The organism is Kitasatospora sp. NPDC052868, from assembly GCF_044547105.1.
Classification (GTDB): Bacteria; Actinomycetota; Actinomycetes; order Streptomycetales; family Streptomycetaceae; genus Kitasatospora.
Map to the genome: position 1 here is coordinate 226,017 of NZ_JBITZW010000005.1, position 20,193 is coordinate 246,209.

The 20,193-nt window shown below is 71.3% G+C and carries 17 protein-coding genes; 15 read left to right on the forward strand and 2 right to left on the reverse strand.

Annotated elements, in window-relative coordinates; translation table 11 throughout:
• The first annotated feature begins 185 nt into the window (after window positions 1-185).
• From ACIGZJ_RS11700 to ACIGZJ_RS11725, 6 genes are all read left to right on the forward strand, one after another.
• Window positions 186-1,100 carry a Rossmann-like and DUF2520 domain-containing protein gene (locus tag ACIGZJ_RS11700; RefSeq protein ID WP_396457117.1) on the forward strand — a complete coding sequence of 305 codons (915 nt, stop codon included), beginning with the start codon at window positions 186-188 and terminating at the stop codon, window positions 1,098-1,100.
• Window positions 1,100-2,005, forward strand: a complete 906-nt coding sequence (gene panC, locus ACIGZJ_RS11705; RefSeq protein WP_396457012.1) for a pantoate--beta-alanine ligase — start codon at window positions 1,100-1,102, stop codon at window positions 2,003-2,005. The genes ACIGZJ_RS11700 and panC overlap by 1 nt, the downstream gene beginning before the upstream one ends.
• A gap of 111 nt (window positions 2,006-2,116) precedes the next feature.
• A complete protein-coding gene (gene panD / locus ACIGZJ_RS11710) occupies window positions 2,117-2,566 on the forward strand; it encodes an aspartate 1-decarboxylase (protein WP_396457013.1) in 450 nt (149 codons plus the stop codon).
• A gap of 17 nt (window positions 2,567-2,583) precedes the next feature.
• The gene (locus tag ACIGZJ_RS11715) at window positions 2,584-4,254 is read left to right on the forward strand and encodes an L-aspartate oxidase (protein WP_396457014.1); all 1,671 of its coding nucleotides are present in this window, start codon (window positions 2,584-2,586) and stop codon (window positions 4,252-4,254) included.
• Between the two features lie 4 nt (window positions 4,255-4,258).
• Window positions 4,259-5,221, forward strand: coding sequence for a carboxylating nicotinate-nucleotide diphosphorylase (gene nadC / locus ACIGZJ_RS11720; RefSeq protein WP_396457015.1), 963 nt, complete (start codon window positions 4,259-4,261; stop codon window positions 5,219-5,221).
• A 35-nt stretch (window positions 5,222-5,256) separates the two neighbouring features.
• Window positions 5,257-6,048: a type III pantothenate kinase gene (locus tag ACIGZJ_RS11725; protein ID WP_387946808.1), complete on the forward strand. Its 792-nt coding sequence runs from the start codon at window positions 5,257-5,259 to the stop codon at window positions 6,046-6,048.
• An 86-nt stretch (window positions 6,049-6,134) separates the two neighbouring features.
• On the opposite strand, the gene ACIGZJ_RS11730 is transcribed toward ACIGZJ_RS11725, so the two are convergent.
• Together ACIGZJ_RS11730 and ACIGZJ_RS11735 are read right to left on the reverse strand one after the other, a co-directional pair.
• A complete protein-coding gene (locus tag ACIGZJ_RS11730; protein ID WP_396457016.1) occupies window positions 6,135-7,085 on the reverse strand; it encodes a hypothetical protein in 951 nt (316 codons plus the stop codon).
• 68 nt (window positions 7,086-7,153) lie between these two features.
• Window positions 7,154-7,708 (reverse strand): SigE family RNA polymerase sigma factor, encoded by a 555-nt coding sequence (locus tag ACIGZJ_RS11735; RefSeq protein ID WP_396457017.1) that lies wholly within the window; start codon window positions 7,706-7,708, stop codon window positions 7,154-7,156.
• Between the two features lie 173 nt (window positions 7,709-7,881).
• Here ACIGZJ_RS11735 and ACIGZJ_RS11740 point away from each other — a divergent pair, with 173 nt between their 5' ends.
• The 9 genes from ACIGZJ_RS11740 to ACIGZJ_RS11780 all read left to right on the forward strand — a co-directional run bounded on the left by ACIGZJ_RS11740 (window position 7,882) and on the right by ACIGZJ_RS11780 (window position 20,095).
• Window positions 7,882-8,616: a hypothetical protein gene (locus ACIGZJ_RS11740; RefSeq protein WP_396457018.1), complete on the forward strand. Its 735-nt coding sequence runs from the start codon at window positions 7,882-7,884 to the stop codon at window positions 8,614-8,616.
• 281 nt (window positions 8,617-8,897) lie between these two features.
• A complete protein-coding gene (locus ACIGZJ_RS11745; RefSeq protein ID WP_396457019.1) occupies window positions 8,898-10,826 on the forward strand; it encodes a hypothetical protein in 1,929 nt (642 codons plus the stop codon).
• Between the two features lie 116 nt (window positions 10,827-10,942).
• A complete protein-coding gene (lysX, locus tag ACIGZJ_RS11750; RefSeq protein ID WP_396457020.1) occupies window positions 10,943-12,502 on the forward strand; it encodes a bifunctional lysylphosphatidylglycerol synthetase/lysine--tRNA ligase LysX in 1,560 nt (519 codons plus the stop codon).
• A gap of 4 nt (window positions 12,503-12,506) precedes the next feature.
• Complete coding sequence (locus ACIGZJ_RS11755) at window positions 12,507-12,629, forward strand: hypothetical protein (RefSeq protein WP_329488349.1); 123 nt, start codon at window positions 12,507-12,509, stop codon at window positions 12,627-12,629.
• Window positions 12,630-12,746: 117 nt separating this feature from the next.
• Window positions 12,747-13,184: a BlaI/MecI/CopY family transcriptional regulator gene (locus ACIGZJ_RS11760; protein WP_392937281.1), complete on the forward strand. Its 438-nt coding sequence runs from the start codon at window positions 12,747-12,749 to the stop codon at window positions 13,182-13,184.
• Between the two features lie 9 nt (window positions 13,185-13,193).
• The gene (locus ACIGZJ_RS11765; protein WP_387946793.1) at window positions 13,194-13,730 is read left to right on the forward strand and encodes an amino-acid N-acetyltransferase; all 537 of its coding nucleotides are present in this window, start codon (window positions 13,194-13,196) and stop codon (window positions 13,728-13,730) included.
• A gap of 92 nt (window positions 13,731-13,822) precedes the next feature.
• Entirely contained in the window at window positions 13,823-14,173 is a 351-nt protein-coding gene (locus tag ACIGZJ_RS11770) for an Lsr2 family protein (protein WP_387946791.1), read from the forward strand.
• Between the two features lie 700 nt (window positions 14,174-14,873).
• A complete protein-coding gene (locus tag ACIGZJ_RS11775; protein WP_392937278.1) occupies window positions 14,874-17,390 on the forward strand; it encodes an ATP-dependent Clp protease ATP-binding subunit in 2,517 nt (838 codons plus the stop codon).
• A 353-nt stretch (window positions 17,391-17,743) separates the two neighbouring features.
• Entirely contained in the window at window positions 17,744-20,095 is a 2,352-nt protein-coding gene (locus ACIGZJ_RS11780; RefSeq protein WP_396457021.1) for an immune inhibitor A domain-containing protein, read from the forward strand.
• The last annotated feature ends 98 nt before the right edge of the window (window positions 20,096-20,193 follow it).

The following is a 20,193-nucleotide window of genomic DNA, read 5'->3' on the forward strand; positions in this document are numbered from 1 at the left end:
CCGGTTTGGGCCCGGCGGCGGTTCGACCGGCCACCCGGCGGATGGATGCACCCCGGCGTCCGGCCCGTAGAATGGGCCGGTACGTCCGGTACCCGAAGAGGACCGGAACGGAGAGTGAGGACGAGGGTCGAGCCGTGAGCACGTCCGACAGCGCCGACTTCACCGGGTCCGACGGGTTCGCCCCGCTGGGCGACGGCTTCGCCGACCCGGCCGACCCCGGCAACCGCCCGGCCCGGCTGGCCGTCGGCGTGGTCGGCACCGGCCGGGTGGGCCCCGCGCTCGGCGCCGCCCTGCAGCTCGCCGGACACCGCGTGGTCGCCGCCTCCGGGGTCTCCACCGCCTCCCGCCGCCGGGCCGACGCGCTGCTGCCCGGGGTGCGGATCGTCACCCCGCCGCAGGTCCTCGCCGCCGCCGACCTGGTGCTGCTGACCGTCCCCGACGACGCCCTGGCCGATCTGGTCGCCGGGCTCGCGGCGACCGGCGCCGTCCGCCCCGGCCAGCTGGTCGTGCACACCTCCGGCGCGCACGGCGTCGCCGTCCTGGAGCCCGCCACCCGGGCCGGGGCGCTGCCGCTCGCGCTGCACCCCGCGATGACCTTCACCGGCACCTCCGTCGACCTGGCCCGGCTGGCCGGCTGCCCGTTCGGGGTGACCGCCCCCGAGGAGCTCCGCCCGGTCGCCGAGGCCCTGGTGGTCGAGATGGGCGGGGAGCCCGAGTGGGTGCCGGAGGGCGTCCGCCCGCTCTACCACACGGCCCTCGCGCACGGCGCCAACCACCTGGTCACCCTGGTCGCGCAGGCGCTGGAGCTGCTGCGCACCGCCGGTGTCGCCGAGCCCGGCCGACTGCTCGGCCCGCTGCTCGGCGCCGCCCTGGACAACAGCCTGCGCTCCGGCGACGCGGCCCTCACCGGCCCGGTCGCCCGGGGCGACGCCGGCACCGTGCGGCGCCACCTGGCGCAGCTCAGTACGGTGTCCCCGGACATCCCCGCGGCCTACCGGGCGATGGCCAGGGCCACCGCGCAGCGGGCACTCGCCAACGGAACCATCGACGAAGCGTCGGCGGCGGCGCTGCTGGACGTACTGAACGAGGAGAGCAACTGATGGCACGCGGCAAGCAGCCGGCCAAGGCGCACCGGGCACCCAAGGTCCGCCGGGCCGTTGTGACGTACACCGTCGCCGACTTCGAGTCCGCCTTCTGGCCGGACGAGCAGCCGGTGGACAACGCGGTCGTGATGACCATGGGCGCGCTGCACGCGGGCCACGCCGCCCTGATCCGGGCCGCCCGCAAGCAGGTCGGCCCCGAGGGCCGGGTGGCCGTCACGGTCTTCGTCAACCCGCTGCAGTTCGGCGCGGGCGAGGACCTGGAGCGCTACCCGCGCAGCCTGGACGAGGACGTCCAGCTGGCCGAGGAGGCCGGCGCCGACGTGGTCTTCGCCCCGACCGCGGACGAGGTCTACCCCAACGGCGAGCCGCAGGTGCGCCTGGCCGCCGGCCCGATGGGCGAGCGCTTCGAGGGCGCCACCCGGCCCGGCCACTTCGACGGGGTGCTGACCGTCGTCGCCAAGCTGCTGCACATCACCGACCCGGACTTCGCCTTCTTCGGCGAGAAGGACGCCCAGCAGCTGGCGATCGTCCAGCGGATGACCGCCGACCTGGACTTCGACGTCGAGATCATCGGCGTGCCGACCATCCGCGAGGAGGACGGGCTGGCGCTGTCCTCGCGCAACCGCTACCTCTCGGAGGAGGACCGCGCGCACGCGCTCGCCCTCTCCAAGGCCCTGTTCGCCGGCCGCGACGCGGCCGCGCAGGGCCCCAAGGCCGTCCGCGAGGCCGCCGCGGCCGTCCTCGACACCGCCGAAGGTGTCACCCTTGACTACCTCGCCCTGATCGATCCCCACGACTTCGTCGAAGCCGCGGACGACTTCCAGGGCGAGGCCGTGCTGGCCGTCGCCGCGACGGTGGGCTCCACCCGCCTGATCGACAACGTCCGCCTCATCTGCCGCTAGGCGGCGGATGGGCACCACGCACGGAATCCGCCACCGCGCGGACGAGCACCACACTGAACCGTTCGGTAACCGAAGCACCCTCAGGCATGCACTCACAGGAGGCGTGACCCCATGCTCCGCACCATGCTCAAGTCCAAGATCCACCGGGCCACCGTGACCCAGGCCGACCTGCACTACGTCGGCTCGGTCACGGTGGACGAGGACCTGCTCGACGCGGCCGACCTGCTCCCCGGCGAGCTGGTCCACATCGTCGACATCAACAACGGCGCCCGGCTGGAGACGTACACCATCGCCGGCCCGCGCGGCACCGGCGTGATCGGCATCAACGGCGCCGCCGCCCGCCTGGTCCACCCCGGCGATCTGGTCATACTCATCGCCTACGGGCAGATGGAGACCGCGGAGGCCAAGGGCTACGTCCCGAAGGTGGTCTTCGTGGACGCGGAGAACCGGATCACCGGCATGGGCGGCGACCCCGCCGAGGCCGGGGAGGGCACCGGACTGATCCGCGGCGACGAAGCGTACGGTAGCCCGGACGGCGCGGCCGCAACCGCCGCGCGCTGAAGGAGCCACTGAACGCCATGCCCACCACGCACCGCCTCACCGCCCCCGCCCCCGGCTGGACGGCCACCACCGACGTCGTCGTGGTCGGCTCCGGGGTGGCCGGCCTCACCGTCGCCCTCAACGTCCGCAAGGCCGGCCTGCGGGCCGTGGTGGTCACCAAGGCGATGCTCGACGACGGCTCCACCCGCTGGGCCCAGGGCGGCATCGCCGCCGCCCTGGGCGAGGGCGACACCCCCGAGCAGCACCTGGCCGACACCCTGGTGGCCGGCGCCGGGCTCTGCGACGAGGAGGCCGTCCGGACCCTGGTGACCGAGGGCCCGGAGGCCGTCCGCCACCTGATCGCGACCGGCGCCGCCTTCGACCGCGGCGAGGACGGCGAGATCCTGCTCACCCGCGAGGGCGGCCACCACCGCCGCCGGATCGCGCACGCCGGCGGGGACGCCACCGGCGCCGAGATATCCCGCGCCCTGGTCTCCGCCGTCCGGTCCGACCCGGGCCTGGAGCTGATCGAGCACGCCCTCGTGCTCGACCTGCTCACCGACGCCGACGGACACACCGCCGGCCTCACCCTGCACGTGATGGGCGAGGGCCAGCGCGACGGCGTCGGCGCGATCCGGGCCCGCGCGGTGGTGCTCGCCACCGGCGGGATGGGCCAGATCTTCTCCGCCGGCACCAACCCCGCGGTCTCCACCGGCGACGGCGTGGCGCTCGCGCTGCGGGCCGGCGCCGAGGCCGCCGACCTGGAGTTCGTGCAGTTCCACCCGACCGTGCTCTGGCTCGGCCCGGAGGCCGCGGGCCAGCAGCCGCTGATCTCCGAGGCCGTCCGCGGCGAGGGCGCCCACCTGGTGGACGCCGAGGGCACCCGCTTCATGGTCGGGCGGCACGAGCTGGCCGAGCTCGCCCCGCGCGACATCGTCGCCAAGGCGATCACCCGGCAGATGCAGCTCAAGGGCGCCGAGCACATGTACCTGGACGGGCGGCACTTCGGCGCCGAGATGTGGGAGCAGCGCTTCCCCACCATCCTCGCCTCCTGCCGCTCGCACGGCATCGACCCGGTCACCGAGCCGATCCCGATCGCCCCGGCCGCGCACCACGCCTCCGGCGGCGTACGGACCGACCTGTCCGGCCGCACCACCGTCCCCGGCCTGTACGCCTGCGGCGAGGTGGCCTGCACCGGTGTGCACGGCGCCAACCGGCTGGCGTCCAACTCCCTGTTGGAGGGCCTGGTCTTCGCCGAGCGGATCGCGGCCGACCTGGTCGCCCGCCATCGGGCGGACGACCTGCCCGAGCGCTCGGCGGACGTCGCCGCCCGCGCGGCGTACCCGGTGCCGCTGCCCGCGCCCGAGGCCCGCGCCGAGATCCAGCGGCTGATGTCCCGCGGTGCGGGCGTGCTGCGCTCGGCCGCCTCGCTGGCCGACGCGGCCGCCGGGCTGGCGCTGCTCTCCGAGCAGGCCCACGCGCACATCGCCGAGGAGAAGCCGGCCGACCCCCGGGTGGAGACCTGGGAGGCCGCCAACCTGCTGCTGGTCGCCACCGCCCTGGTCGAGGCCGCCTCCCAGCGCGAGGAGACCCGCGGCGGCCACTGGCGCGAGGACTTCCCCGAGCGGGACGACGACCGTTGGCAGCGCCACCTGATCACCACCCTCACCGCGTCCGGCGATCTTGTCAGCACTCCTGAGGAGCAGTAGAACCATGACCCACTCGCACGAGGAACTCCCGATGGCCGACGGCTGCGGCGACGGCTGCGCATGCGGGGACGCCGAGGGCTACGAGACCGGCCTGGACCCGCAGCTCGCCGAGCTGCTGGAGGCGGCCGGGCTGGACCCGGTCGAGGTCGAGGACATCGCCACCCTGGCACTGGCCGAGGACCTGGCCGGTGGCGAGGACGTCACCTCGGTGGCCACCGTGCCGGCCGACGCCGTCGCCACCGCCGACTTCACCGCCCGCGAGGCGGGTGTGGTGGCCGGCCTGCGGATCGCCGAGGCCGTCGTCTCGCTGGTCTGCGAGGAGGAGTTCGAGGTCGAGCGGCACGTCGAGGACGGCGACCGGGTCGAGGCCGGCCAGGTGCTGCTCTCGGTGCGCAGCCGCACCCGCGACCTGCTGACCGCCGAGCGCAGCGCGCTGAACCTGCTCTGCCACCTCTCCGGCATCGCGACCGCCACCCGGGCCTGGGCGGACGCCCTGGAGGGCACCGGCGCGGTGGTCCGCGACACCCGCAAGACCACCCCGGGCCTGCGGGCGCTGCAGAAGTTCGCGGTGCGCTGCGGCGGCGGCGCCAACCACCGGATGGCGCTCTCCGACGCGGCCCTGGTCAAGGACAACCACGTGGTCGCGGCCGGCGGCGTCGCCGAGGCGTTCCGGGCCGTCAAGGCCGCCTACCCCGACCTGCCGGTCGAGGTCGAGGTGGACACCCTGGAGCAGATCCCGCCGGTGCTGGAGGCCGGGGCCGACCTGATCCTGCTGGACAACTTCACCGTCCCGCAGCTGAAGCAGGCCGTCGAGCTGGTGGCCGGCCGGGCCCGGCTGGAGGCCTCCGGCGGACTCACCCTGGCCACCGCGGCCGAGGTCGCCCAGACTGGTGTCGACTACCTGGCCGTGGGTGCGCTCACGCACTCCTCGCCGATCCTGGACATCGGCCTCGACCTGCGCGCCTGATCGGACCTCACCTCCCCTCACGCAGAAAGCGCCCCATGCTCCTCACCATCGACGTCGGAAACACCCAGACCACGCTCGGCCTGTTCGACGGCGAGGAAGTGGCCGAGCACTGGCGGATCTCCACCGATCCGCGCCGCACGGCCGACGAACTGGCGGTGCTGCTGCAGGGCCTGATGGGCTCGCACACCGCGGTCGCCGAGGCCGCGGTGGACGGCCTGGCGATCTGCTCCTCCGTCCCCGCCGTGCTCCACGAGCTCCGCGAGGTCGCCCGCCGCTACTACGGCGACGTCCCCGCGGTGATCGTGGAGCCGGGGGTGAAGACGGGCGTGCACGTCCTCATGGACCACCCCAAGGAGGTCGGCGCCGACCGGATCGTCAACGCGCTGGCCGCCAGCCACCTCTACGGCGGCCCGTGCATCGTGGTCGACTTCGGTACCGCCACCACCTTCGACGCGATCAACGCCCGCGGCGACTACGTCGGCGGGGCGATCGCGCCCGGGATCGAGATCTCGGTGGAGGCGCTCGGGGTGCGCGGCGCCCAGCTGCGCAAGATCGAGCTGGCCCGCCCGCGGAACGTGATCGGCAAGAACACCGTGGAGGGCATGCAGTCCGGCATCCTCTACGGCTTCGCCGGCCAGGTCGACGGCCTGGTCGACCGGATGGCCCGCGAGCTCGCCAAGGACCCGGACGACGTCCAGGTCATCGCGACCGGCGGTCTCGCCCCGCTCGTCCTCGGCGAGGCCACCACCATCGACGTGCACGAGCCCTGGCTGACGCTGATCGGCCTGCGCCTGGTGTACGAGCGCAACCGGCCTGCGGCCGCCTGAGCAGGCCCCGGCACCACCCGCCCGCCACGTGCCGATGGCGCGTCCGTCCTGCGGACGCGCCATCGGCACGTGGGCGGGTGGGCGGATCAGCGGCCCGCCTCCGCGGTCGGCGAGGGGAGCGGCCCCGGGGAACGCCCGACGACCACCTTCGTGTAGCCGTCCGCGAAGGTCGCCTCTCCCTGCCCGGCCGCCAGGGAGGCCAACGCGGAGGCCACCACCTCCGAAGGCGCGGACGGAGCCTGTCCGCCGGGGCTGGCGGGGGGAGCGCTGGGCTTCGGTCCGGCCGGCGCCAGGGATGCGGCGACCTGCCGCCAGCGCGCGTCGGTGGCCACCGCGGCGAGCTGCCCGGTGTTCAGCAGCGGGTCGGTACGGGTGATCGGGGTGCCCCGCTCCAGCGGCTTGCGGTTCCACTCCTGGATCATCAGCGTGTAGCCGTTCGCGCTGTACAGCGACGCGGCCCAGGTCTTGGAACCGGCCGGCTCGCCCGCCCGGGTCCCGGCTTGGTAGACCACCAGGTCGGAGCCGTCCGGCAGGGTCGTCGCGGTGCAGGCGTCCCCGGCGATCGGCGGATTCGGGCAGGTGTGGTCGGGGCCCACCGCAGTCGGGGTGATCCAGAACAGCAGCTGGCCCGCGCCGTTGCCGTCGTCGTGGACCATCCGGATCTGGGTGGTGTCGGTCTCCGTCCCGCGGGCCTCGCCGACCTCCGTCGTCCCGGCCGGCAGCAGCTCGGTCAGCAGGGCGAGGACCTGCTCGCCGGAGAGCTTCGGTGCTGCGGTGCCGCCCTCCGACGCCGCGCCGACCACGGACGGGGAGCCGGCTCCGGAGCCCAGGGCCACCCCGCCGACCCCGATCAGCGCCAGGGCGGCGGCGCCGGCCGCCATCGACGCCCGCCGGCGGCGGCGCAGCCGGCGGCCCACCACCCAGGCGGAGTCGATCAGCGCGGTGGGCTCGGTGTGGAAGGTCTCGCCGGCCCGGGCGAGCTCCCGGGCGAAGTCTTGCGTGTACTGCTCGTCGATCGGGGTCGGGTCTGCGGGCATGACGGATCTCCCTGTCGGGCCTGGAGTGCGGGTGAAGGTGGTGATCGAGGGCGGGCGGCGCGGCGCGGTCAGCGCTCCGCGAGCTCGCCGAGGCTGTCGCCGAGCAGCGACCGGATCCGGCCGAGCGCGCGCACCGTCCGGGTGCGGACCGCCCCGGAGGTGCTGCGCAGGATGTCGGCGGTCTCCCCGACGCTGCGGTCCTCCCAGTAGCGCAGGACCAGGACCGCCCGGTCCTGGGGCGACAGCCGGCCGAGTGCGTCGACCAGGGTCAGCCGCAGCGTGGCGTCGCCCTCGCGGGCGGCGCCGTCCGGGACCTCGTCCACGGGCTGCTCGGTGGAGCTGCGCCGGCCGCGGTGCGAGAGGAACACCCGGACCAGCACCGTGTGCGCGTAGCCGGCCGGGTTCTCGATCCGGGCCCGCGGCGTGAACCACGAGGTGCGGTGCCACTGGGCGTAGATCCGCCCGAGCGCCTCCTGGACGAGGTCCTCCGCGAGGTGGGTGTCGCCGCCGGTGAGCAGGCACGCCGTCCGGTACAGGTGTCCCGTCCGGGCCACCGCGAAGGCCTTGAACGCCTCGTCCCGCGCGCCGCGTCCCCCCGGGCCGGCCTCACTGTTTCGCGCCATCTCTGCCTGGGCTCCCCCGGATTGATTTCCCTTACATATGGATGACCCGGGTCGCGGCGGGGATGTTACAGCGGCGGCGAAAACTCTTCCGGGGCGAGTTCGTGTCCGGCCGAACGTGGGGCGTCGGCGCGACGTTACCGACAAATCGGATATTCCTCACGTAGTGTCAACCCATGCCTACGCCACACGGATCGCGCGGCGGCATGGCCTTCAGCGCCGACGAAGTCCGCGTGCTGCGCCGCGCCCTCGCCCAAGCCCTGCACCCCGCCGTACCCGTCCACCTCCAGATCTCCGACCGCCTGCCGTTCGCCGGCGTCGGCGCCGAACTGTGGGCGGAGGACGTCCAGGACGCCCTGCGTCTGACCGAGGCGATCGACGAGGCCGTCCAGGAGGGCGGCCGGCTGCGCGCCTTCCTGCTCGCCGACCTCGCCCGCTACCGGGCGGCCCTGCCCGGCAGCGCGAGCGGCTACCTGGAACGTCTGGAGGAGGCCGTGACCGACGGCTACCTGCCCGGCCCCGAGGACCTCACCGCGCTGCGCGGGCTGACCCGCCAGCCGTGCGGCCAGAGCGAACGCGCCCGCCGCTCCCGGCTGGCCGGCCGCTGCCACGCGCTGGCCGAGGCCGCCGTCCGCGAACGGCTCGCCCTCACCACCGGACAGCGCCACCTCATGGCCGTACCGAGTCCTGCCGCACCCCCGCGCAGTCTCCCCACCCCTGTTGGAGGACGGATCCCGATGAGCAGCACCGACTCCCCCGCCGAGAAGCCCGCCGCTCCCAAGGGCCAGCCCCGGCCGCACCGGATGCCCACCCCCGCCGAGCTCTTCGGCCGCCGCCCCAAGCCCGCCGTCCACCCGGCCCCGCCCACCACGGACCCGGAGGAGCTGGAACTCGCCACCGGCACCGGCTGACCCCGGAGCGTCGGAGCATCGGAGGGGCGGCGGGCCATCGGGCCCGCCGCCCCTCCGAGGTTTTGCCGAACGGTGATCATCGGGGGGCAGCAGGAATGATCACCGCGCTGGTATGACTGTGGGGTGCCGGAGCGCCCCTCCGGCGGGGGCGGGCTTTGCAGGGGCATCCTCATTCCTTTTCGCCGGACACCGCACCGGCCGCGATCCGCGCGGCCGCACCGCGGGCGGCCGTCCATCGTGCGCTCCCCCCGATCTGCCGACCCACGATCCCTGGAGCAAGGATGGCTTCGTCCGCCCCCCACCCGCCGCGGCCCCGGGCCTGGTCACCGCCGCGCGCACTGCTGCGCCTCGCGGTCGCGGGCACCGCTCTCGCCCTGGCGACGGCCGCCGTACCGGCCTCGGCCGCACCGGCCGCCGCCGGCGACCCGGTCCCGCCGGCCGCCGTCCAGCCCGGCCGGTTCGTCCAGACCGACCTCACCCGGCTGCTGGACACCCGCAACGCCATCGGCGTCCCGACCAGGAGCCCGCTCGGCGGCGACGCCACGCTGCGCTTCGCCGTCGGCCAACTCGCCCCCGGCGCCACGGCGGTGGTCCTGAACGTCACCGCGACGGACACCACCGAGGAGAGCTACGTCACCGTCCACCCCGACGGTAGGCCGCGGCCCCGCACCTCCAACCTCAACTTCACCCCCGGCCAGACCGTCGCCAACCTGGTCACCGTGCCGGTGACCAACGGCTACATCGACATCTACAACCACCTCGGCTCGGTCGACCTGGTGGCCGACGTCTTCGGCTACTACACCGACGACGCGGCGGCGACCGCGTCCACCTTCCAGCCGGTCACCCCGTCCAGGGCCCTGGACACCCGGAGCAGCGGGCCCGGCGGCAGCGCCCAGCACGTCGGCACCGACGGCACCGTCAACCTCAAGCTCGCCGGGAGGAACCGCGTCCCGGCCGCCGGGGCGACCGCCGTGGTGCTCAACGTGACCGCGACCGACACCGCGGACTCCAGCTTCGTCACGGTCTACCCGCACGGCACCGCCCGGCCCTCGACGTCGAACCTCAACTTCGAGGCCGACCAGACGGTGCCCAACCTCGTCACCGTCCCGCTGGGCGCCGACGGCAGCATCGACCTCTACAACCACATCGGCACGGCCGACCTGGTCGTGGACGTGTTCGGCTTCTACACCGGCGCCCCGAGCGGCTCCGGCTTCACCGCCACCGGTCCGACCCGGGTCCTGGACACCCGGGACCCGGGCCGCCAGAAGGTCGGCCCGGGCGGCGTGCTCGGCTGGAACGTCGGCGAGGGCTCCGGGCTCGGCGACGCCAGGCCGAGCGCCGTCGTGCTCAACGTGACCGCGACCGGTCCGACCGCCACCGGCCACCTCGACGTCTACCCGGGCGGCAGCCCCCGCCCGAGCAGCTCGAACCTCAACTACACCGCGGACCAGACCGTGGCCAACACGGTGATCGTCCCGGTGGACGCCTCCGGGAACGTGAACTTCTACAACAACGCCGGCTCGGTCGACGTGGTGGTCGACCTCTTCGGCTACTTCACCGCCCCCCAGGGCGGCCCGACCGGTCTGTCGATGGACTGGGAGTACCCGGTCGCCTGCGACGTCCCCAGCCCCGGCCGCTGGCTCCACCCGGGCATGTACTCGACCGGCTTCAGCGCCGTCGGCAGCCCGGTGCCCGGCGCCACCGGCCCGGTCTGGACGCAGTACGTCATCACCGGCCCGGACGGCACGAGGAGCTACGCGGGCCCCCAGGCCGCCCCCGGCACCAAGTCCACCTTCGGCGTCCCCCTGGCGGACCTCAAGACCGGCAGCGCCTACAGCTGGTACGCCTACGGCACCGACGGCGTCCACACCACCGCGGCCAGCCGGCCGTGCAGCTTCCGCTACGGGTACGACCCCGGCTTCCGGGTGACGATCTCCGACCCCGGGACGCTCTACTCCGGACAGACCGCCCGGTTCACCCTCTCCGCCACCACCGACGAGATCGAGCCCGGTTTCCAGGCCGCGACGTTCCGCTACGGCCTGGACGACAACTCCTCCCTGGGCTCCAGCATCGCCGCCACCGGCGGCACCGCGACGCTCAACCTCCCGATGTACCAGTGGGGCACCCACACGCTCTACGTCGAGGCCGTCAGTGCCGACGGCACCCGGACCTCCCGGACAAGCGCGTACTTCTACGTGATCTCGCGCTGACCCGACCGGCCCGGAAGGGGGAGGACGCCCTGGCGTCCTCCCCCTTCCGCCATACGGCCCGTGCGGCGGGGATATCCCGTGGCGGAGCACGGTGTGTGGCTGGCTACCCTTGTGGGGTGAGCGATCAGAGCCCCATCACCGCGACCGACGACCTTCCCGAGCAGATGCGCGTCCGGCGCGAGAAGCTGGACCGGCTCCGGGCGGCCGGCGTCGACCCGTACCCGGTCGGCTTCCCCCGCACCAGCACCATCGCGGACCTGCGCGCCAAGCACCCGGACCTGGCGCCGGACACCGCCACCGGTGAGCGGGCCGGCATCACCGGCCGGGTGATCCTCTCCCGGACCGGCGGCAAGCTCTGCTTCGCCACCCTGCGCGACGGCAGCGGCGACCTCCAGGTGATGCTGTCGCTGGACAAGCTCGGCGAGGAGCGGCTGGCTGCCTGGAAGGCCGACATCGACCTCGGCGACCAGGTCGGCGTCGAGGGCGAGGTGATCACCTCCCGGCGCGGCGAGCTGTCGGTGATGGTGGACAGCTGGGCGCTGACCGCCAAGTGCCTGCGCCCGCTGCCGGACAAGCACAAGGGCCTGACCGACCCGGAGGCCCGGGTCCGCCAGCGGTACGTCGACCTGATCGTCAACCCCGAGGCCCGCGAGATCCTGCACCTGCGCAGCAAGGTGGTCCGCTCGATCCGCCGCACCTACGAGGACCGCGGCTACATCGAGGTCGAGACCCCGATGCTGCAGCCGGTGCACGGCGGCGCCAACGCGCGTCCGTTCAAGACGCACATCAACGCGTACGACATCGACCTGTTCATGCGCATCGCCCCCGAGCTGTACCTCAAGCGGCTGGTGGTCGGCGGCGCGGAGAAGGTCTTCGAGATCAACCGCAACTTCCGCAACGAGGGCGCGGACTCCACCCACAACCCCGAGTTCACCTCGCTGGAGTCGTACGAGGCCTACGGCGACTACGACACCCAGGCCGAGCTGATCCGGGCGACGATCATCAACGCCGCCCGCGACGCACTGGGCACCACGGTGATCCGGGGCCTGGACCCGCACGGCGTGGAGCACGAGATCGACCTGGCCGAGCCGTGGGCGGAGGTCGGCGTCTACCCGGGCATCTCCGAGCACCTGGGCACCGAGGTGACCCCGGAGACGGGCGTGGAGGAGCTGCGCAGGCTCGCCACCGAGCACGGCATCCCGTTCGAGAAGGACTGGGGCCACGGTCAGATCGTGCTGGAGATGGTCGAGCGCCTGCTGGAGGAGAACGCGATCGCGCCGACCTTCATCAAGGACTACCCGACCGAGGTCTCCCCGCTCACCCGCCAGCACCGCTCGGTCGCCGGCGTGGCGGAGAAGTGGGACCTGGTGATCTTCGGGACCGAGATCGGCACCGCCTACTCCGAGCTGGTCGACCCGGTCGAGCAGCGCGCCCGGCTGACCGCGCAGTCCCTGCTGGCGGCCGGCGGCGACGTCGAGGCGATGCAGGTGGACGAGGACTTCCTGCGGGCCCTGGAGTACGCGATGCCGCCCACCGGCGGGCTCGGCCTCGGGGTGGACCGCCTGATCATGCTGCTCACCGGCAAGAACATCCGCGAGACGGTGCTCTTCCCGCTGGTGAAGCCCGAGCCCAAGGCGTCCGCCGCACCGGCGGCGGAGAAGACCGAGGAGGAGTGACCTGATGGACTACGTCAGCGCGATCGTCCCGCCGCTGGTCATGGCGATCGGCTTCGGATTCCTGGTGCGGGCCATCATCCGCAGCCAGGGCGGGGCCCAGAAGGCCAAGGAGGACGCGGTCGACTGACCCCGTCGGCCGCCCGTCCACCGCGCGCCGCCATTCCCGATTCCCGGGGGTGGCGGCGCGCCGGTTTGGCGGCACTTCACAAGATTTGCCCCATTCACTCCCTATCCTGGCCGCACTATGGTCCGGCAACTCGGCGAACTTGAGAACGCCATCATGACCCGGGTGTGGCAGTGGAACCGACCGGTCACGGTTCGCGAGGTTCTCCTGGATCTGCAGTCGGAACGCGAAATCGCGTACACCACGGTGATGACCGTCCTGGACAAGCTCCACAGAAAGGGCTGGTTGCGTCGGGACCGGGCCGGGCGGGCCTATCGATATGAACCGGTCTCGTCCCGCGAGGCGTACACGGCGGCACTGATGAACGACGCGTGGGCCACCAGTGACAATCCCGCGGCCGCCCTGGTGCACTTCTTCGGCCTGATGTCGCCCGAGCAGCGCGAGGCACTGCGCGATGCACTGCGGGTCGCCGCTCTGTTCCCGTCCGATCCGGCCAACCCTGATTCCGAGGGCAACGGGCCCGATACCGGGGAGACCCCACCGGGTCCGACACGATAACGTCCCGCCATGGAGGTCACCATCCGCCGGGCGCGGACCACGGACGTGCGGGCGGTACGCGGGCTCATCGACGCCTACTCGCGCGACGGCATTCTGCTCGACAAGCCCACCGTCACCCTGTTCGAATCCGTGCAGGAGTTCTGGGTCGCGGAACGCGACGACAACGGCGCGGTGGTGGCGTGCGGCGCACTGCACGTGATGTGGGAAGACCTGGCCGAGGTCCGCACGCTCGCGGTCGATCCGTCCTGCCGCGGACACGGCGTCGGACACGTACTGCTGGACAAGCTGCTGCAGACCGCGCGTTGGCTCGGCGTCCGTCGGATTTTCTGCTTGACGTTCGAGGTCGCCTTCTTCGCGAAACACGGTTTCGTCGAGATCGGCGAGCTGCAGGAAACCGATGATGGTACGACAGACCCGGCGGCGATCGCTACGGATGTCTATGAAGAACTTCTCCGCTCGTACGATGAAGGTGTCGCGGAGTTCCTGGACCTGGAGCGGGTGAAGCCCAACACGCTGGGCAACTCGCGCATGCTGCTGCACCTGTGAGGCGCTCCCGACCGGGGCAGGGGTTTGTGTTTTCCGGTGAAAGGCGCTTTCCTTTCCTTAGGCAATGGGTCGTTTAGCGGAAAGGGAAGCCCGTGGCACAGAGGGTGCAGGTCATTCTTGAAGACGATCTCGACGGCGGTTCGGCGGACGAGACGGTGACGTTCGCGCTCGACGGCGTTGCCTACGAGATCGATCTGAAGAGCGCCAACGCGGACAAGCTCCGCGGTCTGCTGGCGCCGTACGTGGACAAGGGCCGCAAGCAGAGCGGCCGGCTGGTCGGCGCCCGACGCCCGGGCCGGGGCACCGCCCCGCGTCCGTCCGGAAGCGCCCCGGACACCGCCAAGATCCGCGCGTGGGCCAAGGAGCAGGGCCTGGAGGTCAACGACCGCGGCCGGGTGCCGAGCAACGTGCGCGAGGCGTACGAGAAGGCCAACGCGGCCTGATTCCGGCTGCGCCGGAGAGACTGCAGGGCCCGGCTGCGCCGGAGAGACTGCAGAGCCCGGCTGCGCCGGACCGCCGGAGCGGGTGCGGGGCCCCGGCGGCCGCCCGCGGCGTCCGTGGCACACGCGCGGGGCGCGGAGGGATCCCCTCCGCGCCCCGCGGTGCACACACGGGCATCCCGGGCCCCGACGGGGGCTCCGACGACGCGGGCTCGGGCGGCGGAACATTCACGGGCTGTGCAACGCTGTAGTGGCGAAGCGGTAACGCCGGTACCACCGGGACGGCCTACAGACCGAGGCATCCGCCGCTGAGACACCGTCACCGCCGGCCGACTTCTCGCCAGGCGAACACCGCCACCGCGGAAACTGCGCGAGAAGCTCCCCGTAACCGGGTATGAATGCAGGTGGACGGGGTCCCAGACCCCGACCGGGGCAGTATGCACGACCGGCCGGAGGCCATCCCGCTCCGCCGAGGCGGCTGTTGTTCGCCGATGGCGTAGCGGTATCTGGTGCATCGGGCCCACCTGTGGGAACACCGTCTCCCAGCATCAGGTTGGGATTGGTGTCGGCTGGTCGCGCAGCATCTCGCTCCCGATACCGGGGAGTGAATCCGTGGGCCGCGCCGCTGAGCGGGACTAGCATGCGGAAGGACAGGGCGGGGACCGACCCCGAACTGCCCGACCGCTCTGAGGAGCGATAAACGATGTTCGAGAGGTTCACCGACCGCGCGCGGCGGGTTGTCGTCCTGGCTCAGGAAGAAGCCCGGATGCTCAACCACAACTACATCGGCACCGAGCACATCCTCCTGGGTCTGATCCACGAGGGTGAGGGTGTCGCCGCTAAGGCCCTGGAGAGCCTCGGGATTTCTCTAGAGGCCGTTCGCCAGCAGGTCGAGGAGATCATCGGCCAGGGCCAGCAGGCCCCGTCCGGTCACATTCCCTTCACCCCCCGGGCGAAGAAGGTCCTGGAGCTGTCGCTGCGGGAGGCCCTGCAGCTCGGCCACAACTACATCGGCACCGAGCACATCCTGCTCGGCCTGATCCGCGAGGGCGAGGGCGTCGCCGCCCAGGTCCTGGTGAAGCTGGGCGCCGACCTGAACCGGGTGCGCCAGCAGGTCATCCAGCTGCTCTCCGGCTACCAGACCGGCAGCAAGGAGTCGGCCACGGCCGGCGGGCCCGCCGAGGGCACCCCGTCGACGTCGCTGGTCCTGGACCAGTTCGGCCGCAACCTCACCCAGGCCGCCCGCGAGGCCAAGCTCGACCCGGTGATCGGGCGCGAGAAGGAGATCGAGCGGGTCATGCAGGTGCTGTCCCGCCGCACCAAGAACAACCCCGTGCTGATCGGTGAGCCCGGCGTCGGCAAGACCGCCGTGGTCGAGGGCCTGGCCCAGGCGATCGTCAAGGGCGAGGTCCCGGAGACGCTGAAGGACAAGCAGCTCTACACGCTGGACCTCGGCGCCCTGGTGGCCGGCTCGCGCTACCGCGGTGACTTCGAGGAGCGCCTGAAGAAGGTGCTCAAGGAGATCCGCACCCGCGGCGACATCATCCTGTTCATCGACGAGCTGCACACCCTGGTCGGCGCGGGCGCCGCCGAGGGCGCCATCGACGCCGCCAGCATCCTCAAGCCGATGCTGGCCCGCGGCGAGCTGCAGACCATCGGTGCCACCACGCTGGACGAGTACCGCAAGCACCTGGAGAAGGACGCCGCGCTGGAGCGCCGCTTCCAGCCGATCCAGGTCGCCGAGCCGTCGCTGCCGCACACCATCGAGATCCTCAAGGGCCTGCGCGACCGCTACGAGGCCCACCACCGGGTCTCGATCACGGATGCCGCCCTGGTCGCCGCCGCCACCCTGGCCGACCGGTACATCTCGGACCGCTTCCTGCCGGACAAGGCCATCGACCTGATCGACGAGGCCGGCTCGCGAATGCGCATCCGCCGGATGACCGCGCCGCCGGACCTGCGCGAGTTCGACGAGAAGATCGCCGACGTCCGCCGCGAGAAGGAGAGCGCGATCGACGCGCAGGACTTCGAGAAGGCCGCGTCCCTGCGCGACGACGAGAAGCAGCTCCTGCAGGCCAAGGCCAAGCGCGAGAAGGAGTGGAAGGCCGGCGACATGGACGTCGTCGCGGAGGTGGACGAGGAGCTCATCGCCGAGGTCCTGGCCACCGCCACCGGCATCCCGGTCTTCAAGCTCACCGAGGAGGAGTCCTCCCGGCTGCTGCGCATGGAGGACGAGCTGCACAAGCGCGTCATCGGCCAGAAGGACGCCATCAAGGCGCTCTCCCAGGCCATCCGGCGCACCCGTGCGGGTCTCAAGGACCCGAAGCGCCCCGGCGGCTCGTTCATCTTCGCCGGCCCGTCCGGTGTCGGTAAGACCGAGCTCTCCAAGACGCTCGCCGAGTTCCTGTTCGGCGACGAGGACGCGCTGATCTCGCTCGACATGTCGGAGTTCTCGGAGAAGCACACCGTCTCCCGGCTCTTCGGTTCGCCTCCCGGCTACGTGGGCTACGAGGAGGGCGGCCAGCTGACCGAGAAGGTCCGCCGCAAGCCGTTCTCCGTCGTCCTCTTCGACGAGGTCGAGAAGGCCCACCCGGACATCTTCAACTCGCTGCTGCAGATCCTGGAGGACGGTCGCCTGACCGACTCCCAGGGCCGCGTGGTCGACTTCAAGAACACCGTCATCATCATGACGACCAACCTCGGCACCCGGGACATCTCCAAGGGGTTCAACCTGGGCTTCGCGGCCACGGGTGACTCCACCACCGGGTACGAGCGGATGAAGGCGAAGGTCGGCGAGGAGCTCAAGCAGCACTTCCGCCCCGAGTTCCTGAACCGCGTCGACGACATCGTGGTGTTCCACCAGCTGTCCGAGGAAGACATCATCCAGATCGTCGACCTCATGATCGACAAGGTGGACGGCCGGCTGCGGGACCGCGACATGGGTCTGGAGCTCAGCATCGAGGCGAAGAAGCTGCTCGCCAAGCGCGGCTACGACCCGCTGCTCGGTGCCCGTCCGCTGCGCCGCACCATCCAGCGCGAGATCGAGGACCACCTCTCCGAGAAGATCCTCTTCGGCGAGCTGCGGGCCGGCCACATCGTGGTCGTCGGCGTCGAGGGCGAGGGCAAGGAAGCGAAGTTCACCTTCCGCGGCGAGGAGAAGTCTGCAGTTGCGGACACTCCGGCGGCTGTCGCTTCCTCGGGTCCCGACCTGACGAAGTAGAAACAGTTAACAGATAACAGCACACCGTCTGGGCCCCCGGCGTTCACGCCGGGGGCCCAGACCGTTTTACACGGCGTCACAGAAGCTGTGATCAAGCCCACGAATCCGCAGCTCGGAGGCCTGATCGGGGGGCTGTGCGGGTGCGATCGAGTCAGCCTCCCGCTTTTATTACCAATACTGTTGACGGACCGTCAGCTGATAGGAAGTTGCGGAGCATAGCGCTGTAGCCATGTAACGGTCAAGGTCTATCTTTTCGGTCCACGCTTGGATCAAATGACGTCCACCTGTCTTTCATTGGTTTACCGGGAGGCCAAGAGCCAGACCGGTTTGGGGAGGACGTCACAACGTTGAAGATGACCAGGAAAGCCGCTGCGGCCGCCACGGCCGGGGCTGTCATAGCCGCGCTCGGCGCGGGGCTGTTCCCGAGCGTGGCCCTCGCGGCCGGCTCGGCGCCCGTGCCGAACGACCCGGCTGACGCCGTCCAGTCGGTCAAGACCGATCACAACCTGCCGGGCCCGCTGACCGAGAAGGTCGACGCCGAGCAGAAGGCCGCCACCGAGCAGCTGCTCGCCGGCACCGCGACGATCGAGCAGCACGGCGGCAGCTCCAGCATCAAGCTGGGCAAGGACAAGTACGTCGAGCTGGCCCGTGAGCGCACGGACAAGATCTTCACCATCCTGGTCGACTTCAGCGACCAGGTGGACAACACCACGAAGACGCCGGACGGCAAGATCAAGTACGGCGGCACCCCCGGTCCGCAGCACAACCAGATCGAGAAGCCCGACGCTGCGACCAACAACTCCACGCTCTGGCAGGCTGACTACAACCAGCAGCACTACCAGGACATGTACTTCAGCAAGACCCAGGACTCGCTGAAGACCTTCTACGAGAAGCAGTCCTCGGGCCGCTACTCGGTCGACGGTCAGGTCACCGACTGGGTGAAGGTCCCGTGGAACGAGGCCCGTTACGGCTCGGACTACTGCGGCCAGCACGTCTGCAACAACGCGCAGGACCTGATCCGCGATGGCATCAACGCCTGGGTCGCCGACCAGAAGGCCAAGGGCCAGACGGACGCTCAGATCCAGGCCGTCATCTCGCAGTACGACCAGTGGGACCGGTACGACTTCGACCACGACGGCAACTTCAACGAGCCCGACGGTTACATCGACCACTTCCAGATCGTGCACTCCGGCGAGGACCAGTCCGCGGGCGGCGGCAAGCAGGGCACCGACGCGCTCTGGGCCCACCGCTCGTACGCCTACGGCACCCAGGCCGGCTCCACCGGCCCCGCCAACAACCTGCTCGGCGGCACCCCGGTCGGCTCGACCGGTGTCTGGATCGGCGACTACACCATGCAGCCCGAGAACGGCGGCCTCGGTGTCTTCGCCCACGAGTACGGCCACGACCTCGGTCTGCCGGACCTCTACGACACCTCGGGCAGCGGGATCGACAACTCGGTCGGCTTCTGGTCGCTGATGTCCTCCGGTTCCTGGCTCGGCGAGGGCAAGAACTCGATCGGCGACATGCCGAACGACCTCGACGCCTGGAGCAAGCTGCAGCTCGGCTGGCTGAACTACGACAAGGCCAAGGCCGGCACCGAGTCGACCCACCACATCGGCCCGGTCGAGTTCAACACCAAGCTGAAGCAGGCGCTCGTCGTCGACCTGCCGAAGAAGACCGTCACCACCACGATCAACACCCCGTTCGCGGGTGCCAACGAGTGGTGGAGCGGCAGCGCGGACGACCTGAACGTCTCGCTGACCCGTGACGTCGACCTGACCGGCAAGACCTCCGGTGCGCTGACGGCCAAGGCCTGGTACGACATCGAGCAGGACTTCGACTACGGCTACGCCGAGGTCTCCACCGACGGTGGCGCCAACTGGACCGCCCTGAACGGCACCTTCAACGGGGTCGCGATCCCGAAGAACGCCGCCGACAAGGCCGGCCTGACCGGCAACTCGGGCAACAAGTGGGGCGACCTGTCGTTCCCGCTGGACGCCTACGCGGGTAAGGCCGTCAAGGTCCGCTTCCACTACACCACCGACGGCGGTCTGCACCTCAAGGGCCTGGCCCTGGACGACATCGCCATCACCGCGAACGGCTCCACCGTCTTCACCGACGGCGCCGAGAACGGCGACAACGGCTGGACCCCCAAGGGCTTCTCGCGGATCACGGGCTCGTTCTCGAACGACTACGCCCAGTACTACATCGCCGAGAACCGCCAGTACATCTCGTACGACCGGACCCTGAAGACCGGCCCGTACAACTTCGGCTTCGCCAGCAAGCCGGGCTGGGTGGAGCACTACCCCTACCAGGCCGGTCTGCTGATCTGGCTGTGGGACACCTCCCAGAGTGACAACAACGTCACCAACCACCCGGGTTCGGGTCTGGTCCTCCCGATCGACTCGCACCCGACGCCGCTGAAGTGGGCCGACGGCAGCCTGCTGCGTCCGCGCATCCAGGGCTACGACTCCACCTTCGGCTCGCGCAAGACCGACGGTCTGACCCTGCACAAGGCGGACGTCGCGACGGTCATCCCGAAGGCCAAGGGCGTCGACGAGTTCAGCGACCTCAAGTCGTACTGGTCGAAGGACAACCCGTACAGCAGCGTCATCGTCCCGAAGACCGGCACCAGCATCGAGGTCGAGAACGAGTCCTCGAACTACCTCGAGACCTGGATCCGCGTTCGCCCGGTCGACAACTGATCGAACTGAGCAGTGACGATCAGCCTGTGACCAGGCAGCACTGATACACCCCGTCCGGCCCGTCCCCGCACTGCGCGGGGGCGGGCCGGATGCTTTTC